We start from the raw sequence: 18681 nt of genomic DNA, 5'->3' as shown, positions 1-18681 counted from the left end.
GGTCTGCTCACCTTCGGTATTCCAGAATTCAAAATGGAAAAAGACGTAATGAAACGCCGCCGTGAAATTTTCACGGGTATGGGGGTTGAATTCCGTCTGAATACTGAGATTGGTACAGATGTGACCATCGACCAGTTGCTCGCAGATTATGATGCGGTATTCATGGGTATGGGCACCTATACTTATATGAAAGGTGGTTTTGCCGGTGAAGATCTGGATGGTGTGTATGATGCACTAGATTTCCTGATTGCGAATGTCAATCGTTGTCAGGGCTGGGAAAAAGACCCAGCTGAATACATCAGCGTGGAAGGCAAGAAAGTCATTGTTTTAGGCGGTGGTGATACTGCCATGGACTGTAACCGTACTTCGATCCGTCAAGGTGCCGAGTCAGTCGTCTGTGCTTATCGTCGTGATGAAGAAAATATGCCAGGTTCACGCCGTGAAGTGCAAAATGCGCGTGAAGAAGGGGTGAACTTCCAGTTTAACCGTCAGCCGATCGAAGTTGTTGGTGAAAATGGTAAAGTAACCGGTGTAAAATTTATTACTACTCAGCTGGGTGAGCCGGACAGTCGTGGTCGCCGTAGTCCAGAGCCGATTCCGGGTTCAGAAGAAATTCTTCCAGCGGATGCAGTCCTGCTTGCTTTCGGTTTCCGTACCAGCCCAGCAGACTGGTTCACCGATGTGGAAATCAATCTGGATGGTTCAGGTCGTGTGCTTGCTGCTGAACAGCAGCAATACAAATTCCAGACCTCAAATCCGAAAATCTTCGCTGGTGGTGATATGGTGCGCGGTTCAGATCTCGTTGTAACCGCAATCTGGGAAGGCCGTCAGGCAGCTGAAGGTATCCTGGATTATCTGGATGTTTAACAGTTGAAAATTCACTGAAGCCATTCAAACAACCCGCTACGGCGGGTTTTTTAATTTTAATTGTCTGTAATTCAAATATGGATAATTAAAAAGATTATAAAAAGTAACAAAACTTTAGAAAATACTGTTTAAAATCAAATTAATTATATAAATATTAATAAAGAATTGAGGACAAGATATCATGCGTGTATTCAAACAATCTCTTATCGCCTTAATGCTAGCCAGTACCTTGACCCTGAGTGGTTGCGGCTATAACACCTTACAAGTCAAAGATGAAGCCGTAACGGCAGCCTGGTCGGAAGTCCAGAACCAGTATCAGCGCCGTGCCGATTTGGTGCCTAATCTGGTCAATGTGGTCAAAGGCTATGCCGCGCATGAAGAGCAGGTCTTAACAGAAGTGACCCAAGCACGTGCCAATGTTGCCGGCCTGAAAGTAGATCGTGAAGTACTAGAAGATCCTGAACTATTCCAACGCTATCAGGAAGCACAGGCCCAGATGACCAGTGCCTTGTCTCGTCTTTTAGCCGTCACTGAGAATTATCCAGATTTGAAAGCGAACCAGCAGTTCCGTGATTTACAGGTGCAGCTAGAAGGAACTGAAAACCGGATTGCAGTGGCACGTAACCGTTATATTACGACAGTACAGGACTTCAACTCTTATGCGCGCCAGTTCCCGCAAGTCATGACCGCCAAAGTGATTGGTATGGACACCAAACCGAACTTTAGCGCCGAGCAAAGTGCACAGAAAGCACCAACGGTTTCCTTTGAATAAGTAATATCTGTAGATAAGTGAGAGATCAGATGCCTGAAATACTGCTGAAATACTGTGCTAGTTTGATTCTTATGTTGGGCATGGGAATGACAACACTTGTTTCAGCAGAAACGGCGACGGCTACAGATACTGAAGAAGTCATCGTAGCCCGTGAAATCTTACAGCCTAAAAATAATCAAAATACTCCAGCCCAAAATACAGAAACTGCAGCAGCATCACAGCCGCAAATTGCCAATGACATGGCGGAAAGGCAGTTTCAGCGCGATTTACCCAGTCTGAATGAACCGGTCATTGATCAGGCCAATATACTTAGTCCCGCTGAAAAACAGCAACTCAGTCAGCGTATTCTAAAACTTTATAATGAAGGTAAAGGTCAAATTGGTGTCGTGATTGTTCCGACCACGGGGCAGGAAGACATTTTTGATTATTCCATGCGCGTTGCTGACGCCTGGCAGCTCGGTTCGGCCAAACGCGACAATGGTTTATTGATGACCATTGCCATTAATGATCGTCGTATTCAGATTTTGACCGGTTATGGGCTGGAAGGAGTGCTACCCGATATTGTGGCAGGTCGAATTATTCATGACAAAATCACGCCGTATTTTAAACAAGGCCAATATGCGCAAGGTATTGATTCCGGACTGGCTGAAATTGAACGAATTCTCAATTTAGATCCTGAAATTGCCGCACAGGCTGCAGATGAACTGAAAGAACGGCACGAACAGGCCTATAAAGCGCAACAGGCTTCTCAAGCCACTTTTGGTGCTGTGATTTTTATTATCATCGCCGGTGTGGTTGCTTCGATGATTTTTGGTAAAAAGCTCAGTGCTGCAACGGCTGCAGTAGCTGGAACTGCTGCTGGACTGGTCAATGGTTTAGGATTGGTCGCAAGCTTATTGATCGGTCTGGGTGTATTTTTTGTTTTAATCACTTCACTGGCGCAACTGATTTTACATGCTTTTGCATCGGGCGCTGGCCGAGGCGGTAGTAGTGGTCGTGGTGGTTTTGGAGGCGGTGGCTTCGGTGGAGGCGGCGGTGGTTTTGGTGGGGGAGGAGCATCAGGCTCATGGTAACAACGACAGATACGACAGAAATTGTCACGCGGCCGAAACTGGAAGAACATGCGCAGCCAAGTTTTAAGCGTTGGTTAAAACATTTCTTTTATATGCCGGCAACCAAGCGTTTTTTTTCCAAGCAGGATCAGCATGCGATTGCACTTGCGGTGGAAGAAGCCGAGCATGGGCATGTGGGGGAAATACAGGTCGTAATCGAAGGATGTTTATCTGCACGATCTGCCTATTATCAAGACACACTCTGTCGCGCCCGACAGTTATTTGCTGAAATTGGAGTTTGGGATACTGAATATAATAGTGGGGTATTACTCTATTTGAATCTGTGCGAGCACAAGGTTGAAATTGTGATTGATCGGGGAATTAAGAATGCGACAACCCAGCAGGTCTGGGATGAAATCTGTCAAAACATCATTCAAAATCTGGCTCAGCAGAGGTTTAAAGAGGGCGTCATTGAAGGTGTGAAGCAGATTGGAGAAGTATTGGATCAATACTATGATCGAAAAATAATAGATTTAGAAAATGAATTAGGGAATAAACCGATTATTTTGGGGTGATTTTAGTCAACTAACTGACAATTTTTGTCAGTTAGTTGCACAAAATAAAACATGAGAGTTACAAAAATAAAAATATTTTTTTAAAGTGCTGTTTTTTCTCTCAATTTTATTATAATAAAACTTGGCACACTTAGTGCTAAATATAAAATAAGCTAAATGAGCTTTTTCTTTAGGCTTATAAATAAACAAAAGACATTTGTGGAGAATGTTATGAATACAATGCAGAAGGGCTTCACGCTCATCGAACTTATGATTGTTGTCGCTATTATTGGTATTCTTGCCGCAATTGCAATTCCTGCTTATCAAAGCTACACGAAGCGTGCCCATGTTTCTGAAGGCTTAAGCCTAGCTGGTGGTGCAAAAGCTGCTGTTACTGAGTATGCATCATCTCAAAATGACTGGCCTGCTAGCAATACAGCTGCAGGTTTAGCAGCTGCCAATCAGATTACAGGTAATGCTGTTACTTCAGTAGATGCAGCAGGCGGTAAAATCGTTATTACTTATAATGATAAAGTTGCACCAAAAGGTGGAACAGTAACTTTAGAATTGAGTCCTACAACTGCTTCTGGTGGCGTAGAATGGAAGTGTAAACCTGGTACAATTGACCCTACTTTAATTCCAACTAACTGTCGTTAATTTAGAGTACAGGTAGTATTGATAACGCCTATCATTATGATAGGCGTTATTTTATTGAAAGGTTTTAAAATAATGATGAAAAAATACTTATCAAACTTAAACCTTTACATTCTTTTATTCTTTTGTTTTTTTATATATTCATTCGGACTTTCTGGTGACTTTCTTTTTGATGACTATCCCAACCTAGAACCTTTAGGCACATATGGCACCATTGATAGTTGGGATAAAGGTAAAAATTTTATTAATAGCGGTTTTGCAGGCCCAACAGGTCGCCCCATCTCTCTTGCCAGCTTTCTCATTAATGATAATACATGGCCGTCTCTTGCTTATTCCTTTAAATATACCAATATTATGATCCATTTACTCAATGGGGTATTACTTTGTTGGGCAATTTTACTTTTATTAAGAAACTATAATTATAAAGAACAACAAGCAATTTGGATTGCACTAATTGCATCAGGTATTTGGTTATTGCATCCGTATTTTGTATCAACCACGCTCTACGTTGTGCAGCGTATGGCACAACTCGCAACATTATTTACTTTAATTGGTATTGTTGGCTACTTAAAAGCACGCTTGCTTTTACCATATAAACCATTACAAGCGTACTTTTATATGGCTATCTCTATAGGTATATGTACAATATTAGCAACCTATAGCAAAGAAAATGGAGCATTACTTACTTTACTAATTTTAGTCTTAGAGTTTTGTAATCCAAATAAACGCGACAAACCTATATGGCAATGGAGAGCCTTATGCTTATGGCTCCCTTCCTTGGCAGTACTTTACCTCATATTTAAAGAGCTCAATTTTTCTGAAAATCTCTGGCCGAATCGAAATTTTAATCAAGTAGAACGTCTATACAGTGAGGCTCGGATTGTAAGTGAATATTTATATCACTTACTTATTCCCCAAATAGAAGGGCGTGGACTTTATCAAGACGGATATTTAATATCTAAATCCTTACTACACCCCATAACAACCTTATCTTCGATTGTCTTTTTAACAGGGTTATTATTCTCTGCTTTCTTATATAAGAATAAATATCCTCTATTATCAGTTGCAATCCTATTCTTTTTTGCAGCACATATGATGGAGTCAACAGTACTTGGCTTAGAGCTATATTTTGAGCATCGTAATTATTTAGCCGCATTATTCTTATTTTTACCTATCGCTGCTGCCTTGTATTTTTTAAAAGAAAAAATAAATCCTAAACTAGTTTATTTAATTATTGCTGTTATTCTTTCAATTTTAAGTTTTTTTACTTATGAACGAGCAAAGCTTTGGGGAAATACTAACGCTCTTTTACTGTACTGGGCAAAAAACACCCCTAACTCTCCACGTGCTCAAAGCACTATTGCAAGAAAACTAACAGAGCAAGGTTATCTATTTGAATCTAATCAACATTTAGAAAGCTCTCTAGAAAGAATGCCGCAAAGTGCTTTGCTTAATATACAACTACTTTTACAAAAAGTTTCCTATGCTATAGCAACTGAGCAAGATTTTGAATTCACCACCCAAAAACTAAAAAAACAACCTTTTGATGCCCAAGCAATACAAGGCTTACGTGTACTTACAGAAGGTGTTATTGCAAATGAACAGCAATGTATTCGTTATTGTCAGCCCACTTTAAGCTTAATTCAACATTTAGACCAACATGCAGGCTATAACAAAATTTCTGTTTACCAGCGTTTATCACCGTATCTTAAAGCAAAAATATATTTAGCTATGCATCAAGAGAAGGCAGCTATAGCATATTATCAAGAAGCACTTCAGAGATATAATGATGTTGAAGCTGGATTAATGATGGTCGCAGAACTTGGTACCTATGGCTCAGCACAAAATGCTTTAAATTTACTCATTAAAGTTGATGAGGTATATCAGCACCAAGATACATCTAAGTTAAAGCGTAGTAAGACCGAGTATGATATGGAAATATCAAGATTACAAAAAATCTTCATAGATAAAATTCAAACTAAGCTTTAAGGGGGAAAATTTGAAGATCAGCATCGTCCTTCCCGCCAAAAATGAATCTGCTGCAATTGGTCAAACCCTTGCACAGATTCAACAATTACAGCTTGCTCACGAAATTATTGTGGTGAATGATGGTTCTACAGACCAAACGAAACAAGTTGCAGAATCTGCTGGAGCAAAAGTCGTCTCCCACCCCTACTCAAAAGGTAATGGTGCAGCCATTAAAACTGGTGCGCGCCATGCAACTGGCGATGTAATTGTCTTTATGGATGCGGATGGGCAACATGATCCAAATGATATTCCTAGATTATTAGCGAAAATAGAAGAAGGATTTGATTTGGTTGTGGGTGCTCGACAAAAAGGTTCTCAAGCAAATCTAGGGCGTGGTATTGCCAATGGTCTATATAATTCACTTGCATCTTATATGACAGAGCATGCAGTTGAAGACCTCACTTCAGGCTTTAGAGCTGTAAGAGCCGAAAAGTTTAGAGAGTTCTTATACTTGCTCCCCAACGGATTTTCATATCCAACGACAAGTACAATGGCATTTTTTAGAGCTGGTTATTCGGTTACTTATGTGCCCATTCATACGGCTAAGCGTATAGGGAAAAGTCATATCCAGCCGATCAAAGATGGCGTGCGCTTTTTTTTAATTATTTTTAAAATTGCCACGCTGTTTTCACCATTGAAGATGTTTTTACCGATTGCAGTTATATTATTTCTAATGGCAACAGGTTGGTATGGTTATACTTTGTATGAATTTCATCGCTTTACCAATATGAGTGCTTTGCTTTATACGGGGAGTGTGATGATATTTTTGATGGGTTTAATCTCTGAGCAGATTACAGCGCTCATGTATAAAGAGAAGTGAAGACAACCGTGTTGAACAGTTTAAAGCAGCTTTGGCAGATTCTTTCGTCTTTAGATAAGCGAAAAGTCATTTATGTATTCATTCTCGTTATGGGGATGGCATTTATTGAATCTGTGGGTGTTGTTTCAATTATGCCATTTTTAGCAGTTCTGTCTAATCCAAATATGACAGAATCAAATCACTATTTACATCTATTATATGATTTTACTGGTGCAACCAATAAACAAAATTTTATTATCTATCTTGGCTTTATTTCATTATTTATAGTGATTTGTTCAACTGTACTTAAAATATTGACACAATATGCAGTGAATCGCTTTGCAAGTTTACAACGCCATTATTTTTCTACACGCTTGCTCAAAATATATTTACAACAAAATTATGAATTCTTTATCCAAAGAAATAGTACCAATTTAGTTAAAAATATTTTATCTGAAGTGGATCAACTCATTTGGACAATGATATTACCAGCTTTAACGCTTATGTCTTATGGAGTTGTCTTATTTTCAATGGTGGGGATTCTCTTACTGTATGACCCACTGATGGCCATAGCAACAGCATTGGTATTAGGACTATTTTATGTGGCGATTTATATGTTGGTGCGAAAAAAACTGACTCAGATTGGCCAAGAGTTTACTCAAGCAAATAAAGAGCGCTATCAAACCTGTCAAGAGGCGGTTGCAGGCATTAAAGACGTGATGATTAATAATGCAAAGCAGGGTTATATTGATCAATTTGAGCAATCTTCACGTGTATTTGCAAGGCATATTGCAACACGCGATACTTTAGGTCAAGTACCTCTGAATATTATTGAAACCGTAGGTTATAGCTGTTTAATTGGATTGGCAATGATATTGGTTGTTTCAGGAAAAGAAGTTTCTCATATTTTACCTGTACTTGGTCTATATGGTTTTGCTGCTTATCGTATGTTGCCAGCTGCGCAGAATATGTATCGTTCTATTTCACAGATTAAGTTTTCTGAGCAGGTACTCGCTGTACTTCAACCTGAATTTTTATTAGAGAAAAATAGCATTGAAAAACAGTTAGAGGTTAAGCTTCTTAAATTTGAAAATTCAATACGTCTAGAAAATATTAAATTTGCATACCCTAATCGTAGTGAAAATCCTGTATTAGAAGGATTTAATTTAGAGATAAAGAAAAATTCGAGTCTAGGGATTATGGGGAAAAGTGGTTGTGGTAAGAGTACGTTGATGGATATTTTACTTGGTTTACTCAAGCCACAGGAAGGTAAAATCTATATTGATGATGTTGAATTAACAGCAGAAAATATCACTGGATGGCGTAATATAGTCGGCTATGTACCACAATTTATTTATTTAGCAGATAAATCTATTGCTGAAAATATCGCTTTTGGTGTACCTAAATCTCAGATTGATTTTGAACAGGTTAAGAAAGTGGCTAAACTTGCTCAAATTGATGATTTAATAATGAATAATTTGAAAGGTGGTTATAATGAGATTGTTGGTGAAAGAGGTGTAATGCTCTCTGGCGGACAGCGTCAACGTATAGGAATTGCACGAGCATTATATAAAGATCCACAAGTTTTATTTATGGATGAAGCAACGAGTGCTTTAGATAGTCAAACCAAAAAGCTAATCAATAAAGAAATAATCATGTTGAAAAAGTATGTAACAATTGTTTCAGTTACACATGATGAAGGTAATTTAAATGATTTTGATTTTGTTAGGTATTTTTAAAATTTAAATTTATTTTGAGATTAAATGTTATGGAATTTTTAAATGATTATTGGAATGACTTCTACAGTTCTATTTTAGATAATAGTCGTATTAACATACCTTCACAATTTTCTATATTTTTTTTAAGTGATATTAATTATTATCAAAATATAGTATTAGATATAGGGTGTGGTAATGGTCGTGATTCCATTTTTTTTGCTAAAAATGGAATATTTACAATTGGAATTGATGCTTCTGAGGAGGCAATTAATATATGTAAAAACTATAATATGAAAAATGCAATGTTTATTAATAGTTCAATCGATGATTTAGACTTAATAGATCAAGTAAAGAGAATTAAGCAGGATTTGAAGAAAGAGATAATAGTGTATTCAAGATTTTTTTTACATGCTATTGATGAAAATAAGCAAAATAGTTTTTTTAAATTAATAGACGATATTTTACCAATAGATGGAAAGGTTTACTTAGAATTTAGAACAGAAAATGATAAATTTGGTGAGAAAAATACAAAGGATCACTATCGTAGATATATTAATGTATCTGATTTTAAAAAGAAAGCATTAAGTAAAGGTTATGAAATTAAAAAGTATTATGAGGGGCATGGTTATGCTAATTTTTTAAATGATGATGCATATGTAGCAAGATTAGTATTAAAGAAAATAGGGGTGAATTATGTCCAGTAAAATATTAATTGGTGAGAATTTTTATAATCTGAAAAATTTTGATTTCATAAATCGTAATAAAAAAATAAATATTGAAATTTGTGCAGAAAATTTATTAATTTTAAAAGAAATTCTTGATGATAAATCGATTGATTTTGGATTAATATATGGAACGCTACTAGGTGCTGTAAGAGATAAAAGTTTTATTAATTATGATACTGATGTAGATATTTATATTTTAAATGAGGTTAGAGAAGATTTTATAAAAAATTTAAATGTATTTATAGATAGAGGTTTTAGTGTCATTAGATATGATGGAGATATTTTGAGTTTATTAAGGGGTGATGAATATATTGATATTTATTTTTTTAAAAAAGGTGATTTTTGTAATAGGAAATGTAATCTTTATTCTATTCCAAATAAATTTTTTAAAAAAACTGAGCAAATTAATTTTATAGGTCAAACATTTAATATTCCTCAAAAGCCAAAGAGATTGTTGAAATATATATACGGTTCTTCATGGAATAAACCTATTAAAGGATATCATGCTGATATAGATACACGATATATAAAATTAATTAGTATTTTGAAGAAAGTTTTTCCATATCGTGTCTTTCTTATTGTTAAGAAAATATATAGATTTATCAAACCGATTAAATAGGTTGGCAGATATTGATTGAGTGTTACTTATGAATAAAAAAGTATTAGTTTCATCATTTGAATTGGGTTGTGGTTATAACCGTGGTATTTATTATTTTACACAGGCTTTGATAAGAGCTATAGGTGTAAATCATTCCGTTGGTGTTTTAACCAACTCCTTTAAAGATGATATTGCTAATATTTATAAATCTTTAGAAAATCCTAGAGGTTTTTTTTATAACGAGCATGATTTATACGAGAGATGGATCTATTATTTTAAATATTTTTTTAAAAATAATTTTAATGGTTTTTATGTTGAAAATAGTATTTCTAATAATTCGTATTTAGATGATATTGATTTTTTTATAAACAAACCTTTATTTTATTTTTTTTTAAACCAATATTTAAGATTTCCTGGTAAGAATTTAAAATGCTTAGATTTTAAAAGCTTGGATAAAAATGATATAGTTTTTACTTCAAGCCCAATTTGTATTTATTCAAAAAAACAGAAAATCATACAAACTGTTCATGACGTTTTTCCGCTACAGAATAAAGATTATTATCAACCAACTTTTAGTAAAAAACTTTTTAGTGTGACTAAGGCGGATAAAATTATGGCAATTTCTGAATATGCCCGTCATAGTCTTTTAAGTTTTTATCCTCATTTAGAGGAAAGGGTTGAAGTGGTTTATCAAGCAATTGCTATCCATGAAGATTTAATGAAAGTATGTGAAGATCCTTTGCTTAATAAGCTAATAATGCATAAGTTTAATTTAAATAAAAATAAATATATGTTTTTTGTAGGGGCTATTGAGTTTAGAAAAAATATTCATAATTTAATTAAGGCTTTCGAAGTAGCAACGTTGAAAAATCAGGAATTAAAATTCGTTATTGCCGGTCGTGCAGATGATAAAAGCTATTTGAATAAATATGATTTATTGAAATATAAATTAAATTTGAATGAAGTACAGATCAAATTTATTGGTGAAATAACAGACGTTGAAAAGGTATGTTTAATGCAAAATTGTCGTGCATTTCTTTTTCCAAGTTTACTTGAAGGTTTTGGTATTCCTGTGATTGAAGCACAAACTTTAGGAGTCCCAGTGTTGACAGCAAATAACTCTGCATTGTCTGAGGTAGCTGAAAATTCTGCTTTGGTTGTAAATAATGCGGAAGATGTTGAGGAATTGGTTGAAGGGATTCAAAAATTGTGGGAGGACGATGAGTACTGTACTTATCTAGTGAATAAAGGATTTGATAATATAAAAAGATTTTCTTTTGAAAAATTTTCAAATAATTTAGATTGTATTATTAGATCAATTTAATATGGGTGTTTGAAGCGTGAATAATAATCTTATTCCTCAAATCATACACCAGACTTATTATTCTAAAAATATACCTCGTGATATTTCAGAAATCACTGAGCAACTTAAGAATAATAATCCGGATTGGGAATATAGGTTTTATGATAATGATCAATGTTCTGAATATATTTTTAGACATTATGGTCAGGATTTTTTAGACCTTTATGATTCAATCAACAGTTCTTATGGTGCGGCTAAGGCAGATTTTTTTAGGTATCTGGTGTTGTATAAGGATGGGGGGGCATATTTTGATATTAAAAGTACTTGTACAATACCGTTGTCACAATTATTAAAAGATGATGATGAGTTTTTGCTCTCAAATTGGCCTAACGATGATGGTGAGTTTAAAGGTTCAGGTCTTAAGATAGAGTTGCGTCATATACCGCATGGTGAGTATCAGCAATGGTATATTATTGCTAAACCTAAATCACCCTTTCTTAAAGCGGTTATTGATCGGGTTGTCCATAACATTAAAAATTATAATCCTTGGAAGCATAGTGTTGCAAAGCGCGGGGTATTAAAGGTTACAGGACCAATTCCCTATACTTTAGCGATTCATCCTCTTCGAGATCAATATGTTCATCGATATTCTAGGTCACATACCGATTTCTCCTTAAAATATAGTTTACTTAAGGGGAATAATGATCATATTGGGATGATGAAGAATCATTACAGTTTATCAATTGAGCCAATTGTTTACCCAAAAAATGCCTATAACATTTTTTTATATAAAACTTTTATAGTTTTTCGTTTTTTTGTTAATACATTAATTTTAAATTTGGTCTTCAATAGGTCTAATTATTTTTCTCTTATTTCCATTGAATATGAAAAGTTAATCGCTAATCTTCGAAAAAACACTTTTTCTAATTTTTTAAATAGGTAAACATTCCTTGGATATTTTCTTCCAGTTTTCATAGCTAAGTTTTGGTTTTTCATAGTTACTATTGATAATTAGTTGAATGCTTTTTGCTAATGCAATATGGTCGCTATGCTTAGCTAAATCATTTTTATGAATTGAATCTAAATGTATATTATGGATTAGACTATTTGCATTAGTCATTAAAATAGGAATATCCATTGCAATATACTCGCCAATTTTACATGACGATGCATGATCTAAAAATTGTGAATTTCTGTAGGGCAAGGCCAGTAGGTTGCAACAAGCCATTGCGATAGGAACTGTATTAAAAGGGAGGTTGCCGAGATAATGTATAAATGAATGATTTAGGTTTAAGTCATCACGTTTTTTTCCAGCCAGTAAGATATGAATATTTTTGTTTTCTCGATGAAGTAGTTCGACAGCAGAAATAAGATCATCAATACCACGTTCTAACTCCATGCTACCAAAATATCCTATATATATATGAAGTTTATCTAAATCAAAATATTCTCTTGAGTGATTTATATCTCTGGGGTAGAAATGATTAGTGTCTACGCCATTAAGAACCAACATTGTTTTCTTGCATATTTTTTCACTATTTTCTTTTAATTTTTTACTCGCAAAAAAACAAACATCCGCTTTTTGTAATAAAAATTTATATAGATTTTTAAAACCTAAATTTTTATAGCCTGAGAATGTGTCATATTTATCATAAACATCAAAAATGAATTTGGATGAACAAAGTTTAGATGCAATATATCCTAATAATCCTATATAACAATCTCCACTCACCACTATCATTTTTGGTCGATGGATGATTATCGTTTTCAAAAATATCATGATAAATAAAAAGCTGAAGATGGGAGTTGAAACTATTTCTAAATCTTCATCAGTATCTGATATTTTATCTTTATTATGATAATCAATTAACCATAATTTAGTTGGTATTTCTTTTGACCAATGATAAGGCAATTGATAGATCCTACCAAACTTTTCAGTATAAGCATCTCTATTTGTGTAAAAACGTTTGCCTATAAAAAGAATGCTCATGTCGTACTCTAGATATGAATATTAAATTTGAATTTTAAATGTGGCCAAGAGAAATTTTCTGCAAAGCCTTCACAATCTTTCTTATTAAATTTTAGGGGAAATTCCAAAGCTGAAATAATAGCTTGACTTAAAAGGTCGTATCTATCAACAGGTATAAGTAAACCTGTTTTTTGATGCTTAACTGCATTTACAATACCACCAGTAGCAAAAGCCACAGTCGGAATGCCGTGCGCGGCTGCTTCAATCGCAACCATACCAAAGCCCTCGGGATCATCGGGAATATGTTTTACAGGGAAAATATGTAGATCTGCGAGATAGTACCAAGAAGATAAAATTCGGTCATCACTAACGTTTCCAACAAACAAAATATTATTTGCTATTTTATGCCTTTCAGCCGTATTTAAGATGAGTTCTTTACTTTGCAGGTTCTTATTTAATGATTGGTTTGGTGTATCTCCAATGATAACTAAAATTGTATTAGGGTGTTTGGCTACAATCTGAGGCAAAGCTAAGTCAACAAACTCATTTAACCCCTTGCGCTGTGTTAATCGGCCAACAGAAATTAATATTTTTTTATTATTTAATTGATATTTTTCTTTAATTGACTCGATTAAATGCTCATTTCTTGGTAAAGGTGGGTAAGTTACACCTGGATAAATAATCGATAGTTTCTCTTTGGAAACACCTTTTTTTATGCAGATATCATGGGTGGGGGTGCTATTAGCAATAATTTTATTGGCACCACGAATCATTGGAATCCAAACAAGATTATAAACCCAATGATTCGTAGCAATATCTAACCCATGAATATAGACGATACTTTTTTTTCTAAAAAACTTTGCCCAAAAGACTACAATTGGTGCTGTTAAACCACTACCAGCAAAAATAATGTCAGGTTTATGCTGTAAGCAAATGAAGAGTGTTTTAAAGAAAGCCAGCAATAAAAATATAGGTAGTGGATTTAACTTTACCCCAAAAAAAATGCATTTTGAGGGTGCTTGTTGTTTTGCCTGAGAATGACTTAGAAGCAATATCTTATGCTCATGCCTCAGTTCATCTGCAATATGCCAATTTAACCGTTCCATTCCACCAATTAGAGGTGGAAGATTTCTAGTCACGATCAGAATTTTTTTTTGTTTCATACTATTTAAATCAATCAGATTTCCCCCGATTTATATATTACATTATTTTGATCTTACAATGCAGATTACCCATCCATCTGCTTTTTGTTTATCATGTGCCAAATCTTCACTGCCTACTATTTCAATGAAATTCACGCTTGGCCTGATCGCAGCAATCCTGATCTCCCTGGCATGGCTCATGCCCGTGCATTACCGTCCATGGGTCACCTATACCGGTGAACTGTATGCCTTTTTTGCGCTATTTGCATTAGCTGGAATTGGCTTAAAAGAAAAAATAAAAATCCCCGCTATTAGTTTACCTTTATTGCTACTCGCCTGTGTCCCGCTGATTCAATTTCTTATGGGACAGGTATTTTTCTTCAGTACTGCCATGATGGCAGCGATTTATGTATTTAGTTTCTGGCTAGCGAGTGTCTTGGGCTATAACTTGTGTATAGGAAACAATAATCGGGAAGAAACCTTTACCAACTTGAGTTATGTATTTTTGGCTTCAGGGACGATTACGGGTTTAATTGCGCTGTGTCAGTGGTCTAATCTGGATTCTGTACTGCCGGGTATGGTGAATATCAGTGGTACTCAACGTCCCTATGCCAATTTTGCCCAACCAAACAATATGGCGACTTTTTTGGTCATGGCCTTTATGAGCTGCCTCTACCTATATGAAAAGAAAAAAATTCAGACCAAGTGGCTATTTGCCTGCGCTGCAGTGATTGTTATGGGAGTGGCTTTAAGTCAGTCGCGTACTGCTTGGGTGGCTGCCATCGCGATCATACTGTATCTGGCGTTCTATCAATATAAAGGTATTATTCGCCTGAAATGGTATTACAGCACAGCTTGGTTCATTTTCTTTATTTCCTGTATTGTGGCTTTTCCATTACTCAGTCAGCTCGCTGCACAAGTAATGGATACGGACGTCGTACAAAGCAGGGATGTGGTATCTCGTGCTACCGGAGATATGTCGCGTATTGCGATCTGGCAGCAAATGATTGCCGCGATTCAGGCACAACCTTGGTTTGGCTATGGTTGGTATCAAACTAGCGCAGCGTTCGTTTCAATCAGCGATACCGTACAAGGCCCGGTGTGGATCCGAAGTGCGCATAATTTTATTCTAGATTTTTTGCTCTGGAACGGCTTAATTATTGGTCTGCCATTTCTGGCATACTTTGGTTATTTGGGCTATCAGTTACAACGATGGGTGAATACGCCTGAGTCTGTCATTGGAATTTTGATGATCGGGGCATTTGTCACGCATGCCATGTTTGAGTTTCCACAGCATTATGCCTATTTCCTGCTGCCAGTCGGTTTTATTCTGGGTACAGTTTTGGCGCAAAATCTAAAAATTAAAATAATAGTTATGCCATCAATCGGCATGAAATTCATTTTTGTTGTTGGGTTACTTTTATTAATTTTGATTTATCGCGATTATGATGTTGCTGTGCCAAAACTTGGACAAAGTATTCGTTATGAAAAACAGCCGGAAAAAATCACCAATGAAAAACCAATTTATCTGCTGACCGAGTTTAATCATCGTATTGCCTGGATCCGGGTCAATCCTTATAGCAAGATGACTGAAGAGGAAATTTATCAATATGAGAAATTGGTGGTGAGTTACCCAACCACATACAACTTTTTAAAATATATTCGTTTATTGGCTTACAATGGCTATATAGATGAAGCACATTATCAACTTGAGCGTCTCAATACGATTCAGAAAACTGAATTGAGCTATGAAGATGTGATTCAGGATATGCCACATTAAGCATAATAAAAAAGCCAGCAAATGCTGTAATGCTATTCACTTAAGCAATTGACTGGCATTTTCTTTTTTAAATTCAGGATTATATTTGATAGATGGAAAAGTCATCCGCAACTGTTTGAGGCAGGACTGCATTAAAAAATGATTGTTTCTGCGACAAATTTACTAATGGATGGTGGCTGACGAGTTTTGCGGTGAGGAGTGTTGCTCCGCAAGATGCCTTCCTTGCGAAGCTTCGCTTCTCATTTGGGCGAAACCAAAGTAACAAATGATTTGCAAATATTTGATTTAAACCGTTAAGACTCCGTCGTGAGCTACTAAAAAGTTAAAGAGTCTATTTCTAAATTCTTTAACTAATCAGAATTACAGCAGATACTGGCTTTTTTATTTTGAATCGAATATTAGAGCTGACTTTGAATATAGTTTTCGATACCAATATTCTCGATCAGATCGATTTGTGTTGTGGTCCAATCCAGATAATTTTCTTCTTTCTCTAGAATTTCCTGAACCAGATCACGCGTCACATAATCCATTTGGGTTTCAGCCAATGCCACTGCTTTCTGGATGGCTTCAATATTCTCTTTGACTTTGCGTACATCACAATGCAGCACTTCTTGAGTATGCTGACCGATATACAGTTTGCCCAGATTTTGTAAATTCGGCAGACCTTCCAAAAATAAAATACGTTCAATAATTTTATCGGCATGTTTCATCTGAACAATGGATTCTTTATATTCTGCCGAGCCCAGTTTCTCAATGCCCCAGTCATTAAACATGCGCGAATGCAGGAAATACTGGTTAATGGCAGTTAAGTGGTGATACAACACCTGATTGAGCTGATTAATCACATCACGATTGCCTTTCATCGCATCACTCCATTTGGACCTGTTTTATCTTTCTAAGAAAGCGCTCTAATCCTGATAGTAAAGCAAGTCAGGGGCAAATGGCGAGTAATTTATCAAATCAAACGTAAAACCTCGTTTTCAAGGCAGGGATATAAATGAGTGACCTAAGCCATACGACATGAAATGTCGTTTCAAATTAACATTTTTAACTTTGGATATTCTATTGGTTATTTTCATTGATAAAATAATCGCATGAAAACACTTAAATTACGTATTAAAGATAAACATTCCAAGATATTAGAGCAATTAGCATCTGAAGTGAATTTCGTCTGGAATTATGTCAATGATTTAAGCTTTAAACACCTTAAAAGAAAAGGTGAATTTCTCAGTGCTTACGATATTGCTGAATATACGAAAGGTACATCTAGGCTTTGTGGGTTACATAGTCAAACCATTCAGGCTGTTACCGAAGAATTAGTCATACGCAGAAAGCAATTCAAGAAGACTAAACTAAAATGGCGGGTCAGTCATAAGAAATCAGCCAGAAGATCACTAGGTTGGATACCCTTTAAGAAAGTAGCAATCAAGTATGCTGATGGCCATATCCAGTATGGCAAGCATCAGTTTAAAATATGGGATAGCTATGGACTGTCAAATTACAGTATCAAGACTGGTTCGTTTGTCGAGGATGCGCGTGGCCGCTGGTATGTCTGCTTAGTTGTGAATAGCCCTAAAATTGAGAAATCGACTGCGACTAATTTGATTGGGATTGATCTGGGCTTAAAGGATATAGCCACTTGTTCGGATGGTACGATAATTTCAAATCCCAAGTTCTACCGTCAATATGAACAGAAATTAGGGATTGCTCAACGAGCGAAAAATAGAAAACGGGTCCGTGCATTACACGCCAAGATTGCAAACTGTCGTAAAGACCATTTGCACAAAGCAAGTACGATGCTTATAAAGAAAAATGCACTAATTGTTGTAGGCGATCTGAGTGCGAAAAAACTGGTGAAAACCAAGATGGCGAAGTCTGTTCTGGATACCGGATTTTCAGCATTCAAGACCATGCTCAAGTATAAATGCGAGAACGCAGGAGTATGGTTTGAAGAAGTTAGTGAAAGTTTCACAACCCAAATGTGTTCATGCTGTGGTGAGGTCACTGCAAGTAGTCCGAAAGGTAGAGCAGATTTGCGAATAAGAGTATGGGAATGTGAAAACTGTTCAAGTGTTCTGGATCGGGACTTGAATAGTGCTAAGAACATACTTGCGCTTGGGCATAAGCGTCTCGCAGGAGGAATCAGCTCTATTTAGAGAGGTGAGGATGTCAAGGAACAGCAAATGAAAATCGACATCGAATCGATTCAGACTCAGATGAATGGCAATAAAAACCCGCCAGAGTCAAAGGCGGGGAGGAGTAATGATCAAAGATCATTGTTTTTCATTATGCTTATAGAGAGAAATCTTTCTAAATTTATGCTGCAACAGCCAGTCGAGCTGCAATTTGTGAAACCTCATCACTGATGATCATGCGAGCTTCTGGTGCGCAGCGGCCACAGCAAGTTCCCAAGTCCAACATATCGCGGACATCACGATAACTTTCAGCGCCATTTGCAATAGCATCTTTAATGTCTTGATCTGTAATGCCACGGCATAAACAAACGTACATAGGACACAACCACAGTGATTAAATAAGATAAGTAATATTATTGATAATTGTTATCGTTTGTCAATAAAAATCATTTGAAAAAGCTTTTATTTTGATCGGGGATTTAGATAAAAAATAAAAAATGAGCGGAAATCCAAGTGCTACTCAGATTTCCGCTCAAGAATAATTCATTATTTAGCGCTAAATAATGAAATATGAATATTTGAGTC

The 18681-nt window shown here is 35.8% G+C and carries 18 protein-coding genes; 14 read left to right on the top strand and 4 right to left on the bottom strand.

What is annotated here, in order from left to right; all coding sequences use genetic code 11:
• The 12 genes from ACNPNW_RS17455 to ACNPNW_RS17400 form a co-directional block, all read left to right on the top strand.
• A partial coding sequence (locus ACNPNW_RS17455; RefSeq protein ID WP_448767258.1) for an FAD-dependent oxidoreductase occupies positions 1-867 on the top strand: 867 nt, incomplete at its 5' end.
• Between the two features lie 181 nt (positions 868-1048).
• Entirely contained in the window at positions 1049-1639 is a 591-nt protein-coding gene (locus ACNPNW_RS17450; RefSeq protein WP_448767257.1) for a LemA family protein, read from the top strand.
• 29 nt (positions 1640-1668) lie between these two features.
• Positions 1669-2712: a TPM domain-containing protein gene (locus tag ACNPNW_RS17445; protein WP_448767256.1), complete on the top strand. Its 1044-nt coding sequence runs from the start codon at positions 1669-1671 to the stop codon at positions 2710-2712.
• Positions 2706-3266, top strand: a complete 561-nt coding sequence (locus tag ACNPNW_RS17440; protein ID WP_448767255.1) for a TPM domain-containing protein — start codon at positions 2706-2708, stop codon at positions 3264-3266. The genes ACNPNW_RS17445 and ACNPNW_RS17440 overlap by 7 nt, the downstream gene beginning before the upstream one ends.
• Before the next feature lie 210 nt (positions 3267-3476).
• The gene (locus ACNPNW_RS17435) at positions 3477-3902 is read left to right on the top strand and encodes a pilin (protein ID WP_448767254.1); all 426 of its coding nucleotides are present in this window, start codon (positions 3477-3479) and stop codon (positions 3900-3902) included.
• Positions 3903-3938: 36 nt separating this feature from the next.
• Complete coding sequence (locus ACNPNW_RS17430) at positions 3939-5888, top strand: tetratricopeptide repeat protein (RefSeq protein WP_448767253.1); 1950 nt, start codon at positions 3939-3941, stop codon at positions 5886-5888.
• 10 nt (positions 5889-5898) lie between these two features.
• Positions 5899-6747: a glycosyltransferase family 2 protein gene (locus ACNPNW_RS17425; RefSeq protein WP_448767252.1), complete on the top strand. Its 849-nt coding sequence runs from the start codon at positions 5899-5901 to the stop codon at positions 6745-6747.
• A gap of 8 nt (positions 6748-6755) precedes the next feature.
• Positions 6756-8465 (top strand): ABC transporter ATP-binding protein, encoded by a 1710-nt coding sequence (locus ACNPNW_RS17420; RefSeq protein WP_448767251.1) that lies wholly within the window; start codon positions 6756-6758, stop codon positions 8463-8465.
• A gap of 29 nt (positions 8466-8494) precedes the next feature.
• Positions 8495-9148, top strand: a complete 654-nt coding sequence (locus tag ACNPNW_RS17415; protein WP_448767250.1) for a class I SAM-dependent methyltransferase — start codon at positions 8495-8497, stop codon at positions 9146-9148.
• On the top strand, positions 9138-9788 hold the full coding sequence (locus ACNPNW_RS17410; protein WP_448767249.1) for a LicD family protein: 651 nt from the start codon (positions 9138-9140) through the stop codon (positions 9786-9788). Before ACNPNW_RS17415 ends, ACNPNW_RS17410 begins: the two co-directional genes overlap by 11 nt.
• Before the next feature lie 28 nt (positions 9789-9816).
• The gene (locus ACNPNW_RS17405; protein WP_448767248.1) at positions 9817-11091 is read left to right on the top strand and encodes a glycosyltransferase family 4 protein; all 1275 of its coding nucleotides are present in this window, start codon (positions 9817-9819) and stop codon (positions 11089-11091) included.
• A 16-nt stretch (positions 11092-11107) separates the two neighbouring features.
• Positions 11108-12013, top strand: coding sequence for a glycosyltransferase family 32 protein (locus ACNPNW_RS17400; protein WP_448767247.1), 906 nt, complete (start codon positions 11108-11110; stop codon positions 12011-12013).
• Here the strand turns inward: ACNPNW_RS17400 and ACNPNW_RS17395 are convergent.
• Together ACNPNW_RS17395 and ACNPNW_RS17390 are read right to left on the bottom strand one after the other, a co-directional pair.
• Positions 12002-13060, bottom strand: a complete 1059-nt coding sequence (locus tag ACNPNW_RS17395; RefSeq protein ID WP_448767246.1) for a glycosyltransferase — start codon at positions 13058-13060, stop codon at positions 12002-12004. The two genes, ACNPNW_RS17400 and ACNPNW_RS17395, sit on opposite strands and share 12 nt — an antisense overlap.
• An 8-nt stretch (positions 13061-13068) precedes the next feature.
• On the bottom strand, positions 13069-14202 hold the full coding sequence (locus ACNPNW_RS17390; RefSeq protein WP_448767245.1) for a glycosyltransferase family 4 protein: 1134 nt from the start codon (positions 14200-14202) through the stop codon (positions 13069-13071).
• 124 nt (positions 14203-14326) lie between these two features.
• Here ACNPNW_RS17390 and ACNPNW_RS17385 point away from each other — a divergent pair, with 124 nt between their 5' ends.
• Complete coding sequence (locus ACNPNW_RS17385; protein ID WP_448767244.1) at positions 14327-15961, top strand: PglL family O-oligosaccharyltransferase; 1635 nt, start codon at positions 14327-14329, stop codon at positions 15959-15961.
• A gap of 398 nt (positions 15962-16359) precedes the next feature.
• Here the strand turns inward: ACNPNW_RS17385 and bfr are convergent, their stop codons facing one another.
• A complete protein-coding gene (gene bfr, locus ACNPNW_RS17380) occupies positions 16360-16824 on the bottom strand; it encodes a heteropolymeric bacterioferritin subunit Bfr (RefSeq protein ID WP_005263858.1) in 465 nt (154 codons plus the stop codon).
• A gap of 231 nt (positions 16825-17055) precedes the next feature.
• Here bfr and ACNPNW_RS17375 point away from each other — a divergent pair, with 231 nt between their 5' ends.
• Entirely contained in the window at positions 17056-18117 is a 1062-nt protein-coding gene (locus ACNPNW_RS17375) for an RNA-guided endonuclease InsQ/TnpB family protein (protein WP_004281181.1), read from the top strand.
• Positions 18118-18277: 160 nt separating this feature from the next.
• Here ACNPNW_RS17375 and ACNPNW_RS17370 read toward each other — a convergent pair whose 3' ends face one another.
• Positions 18278-18472: a bacterioferritin-associated ferredoxin gene (locus ACNPNW_RS17370; RefSeq protein ID WP_004644972.1), complete on the bottom strand. Its 195-nt coding sequence runs from the start codon at positions 18470-18472 to the stop codon at positions 18278-18280.
• Between the last annotated feature and the right edge of the window lie 209 nt (positions 18473-18681).

It is taken from the genome of Acinetobacter endophylla (assembly GCF_053543775.1).
This window is presented reverse-complemented; position numbering and strand designations above follow the sequence as displayed.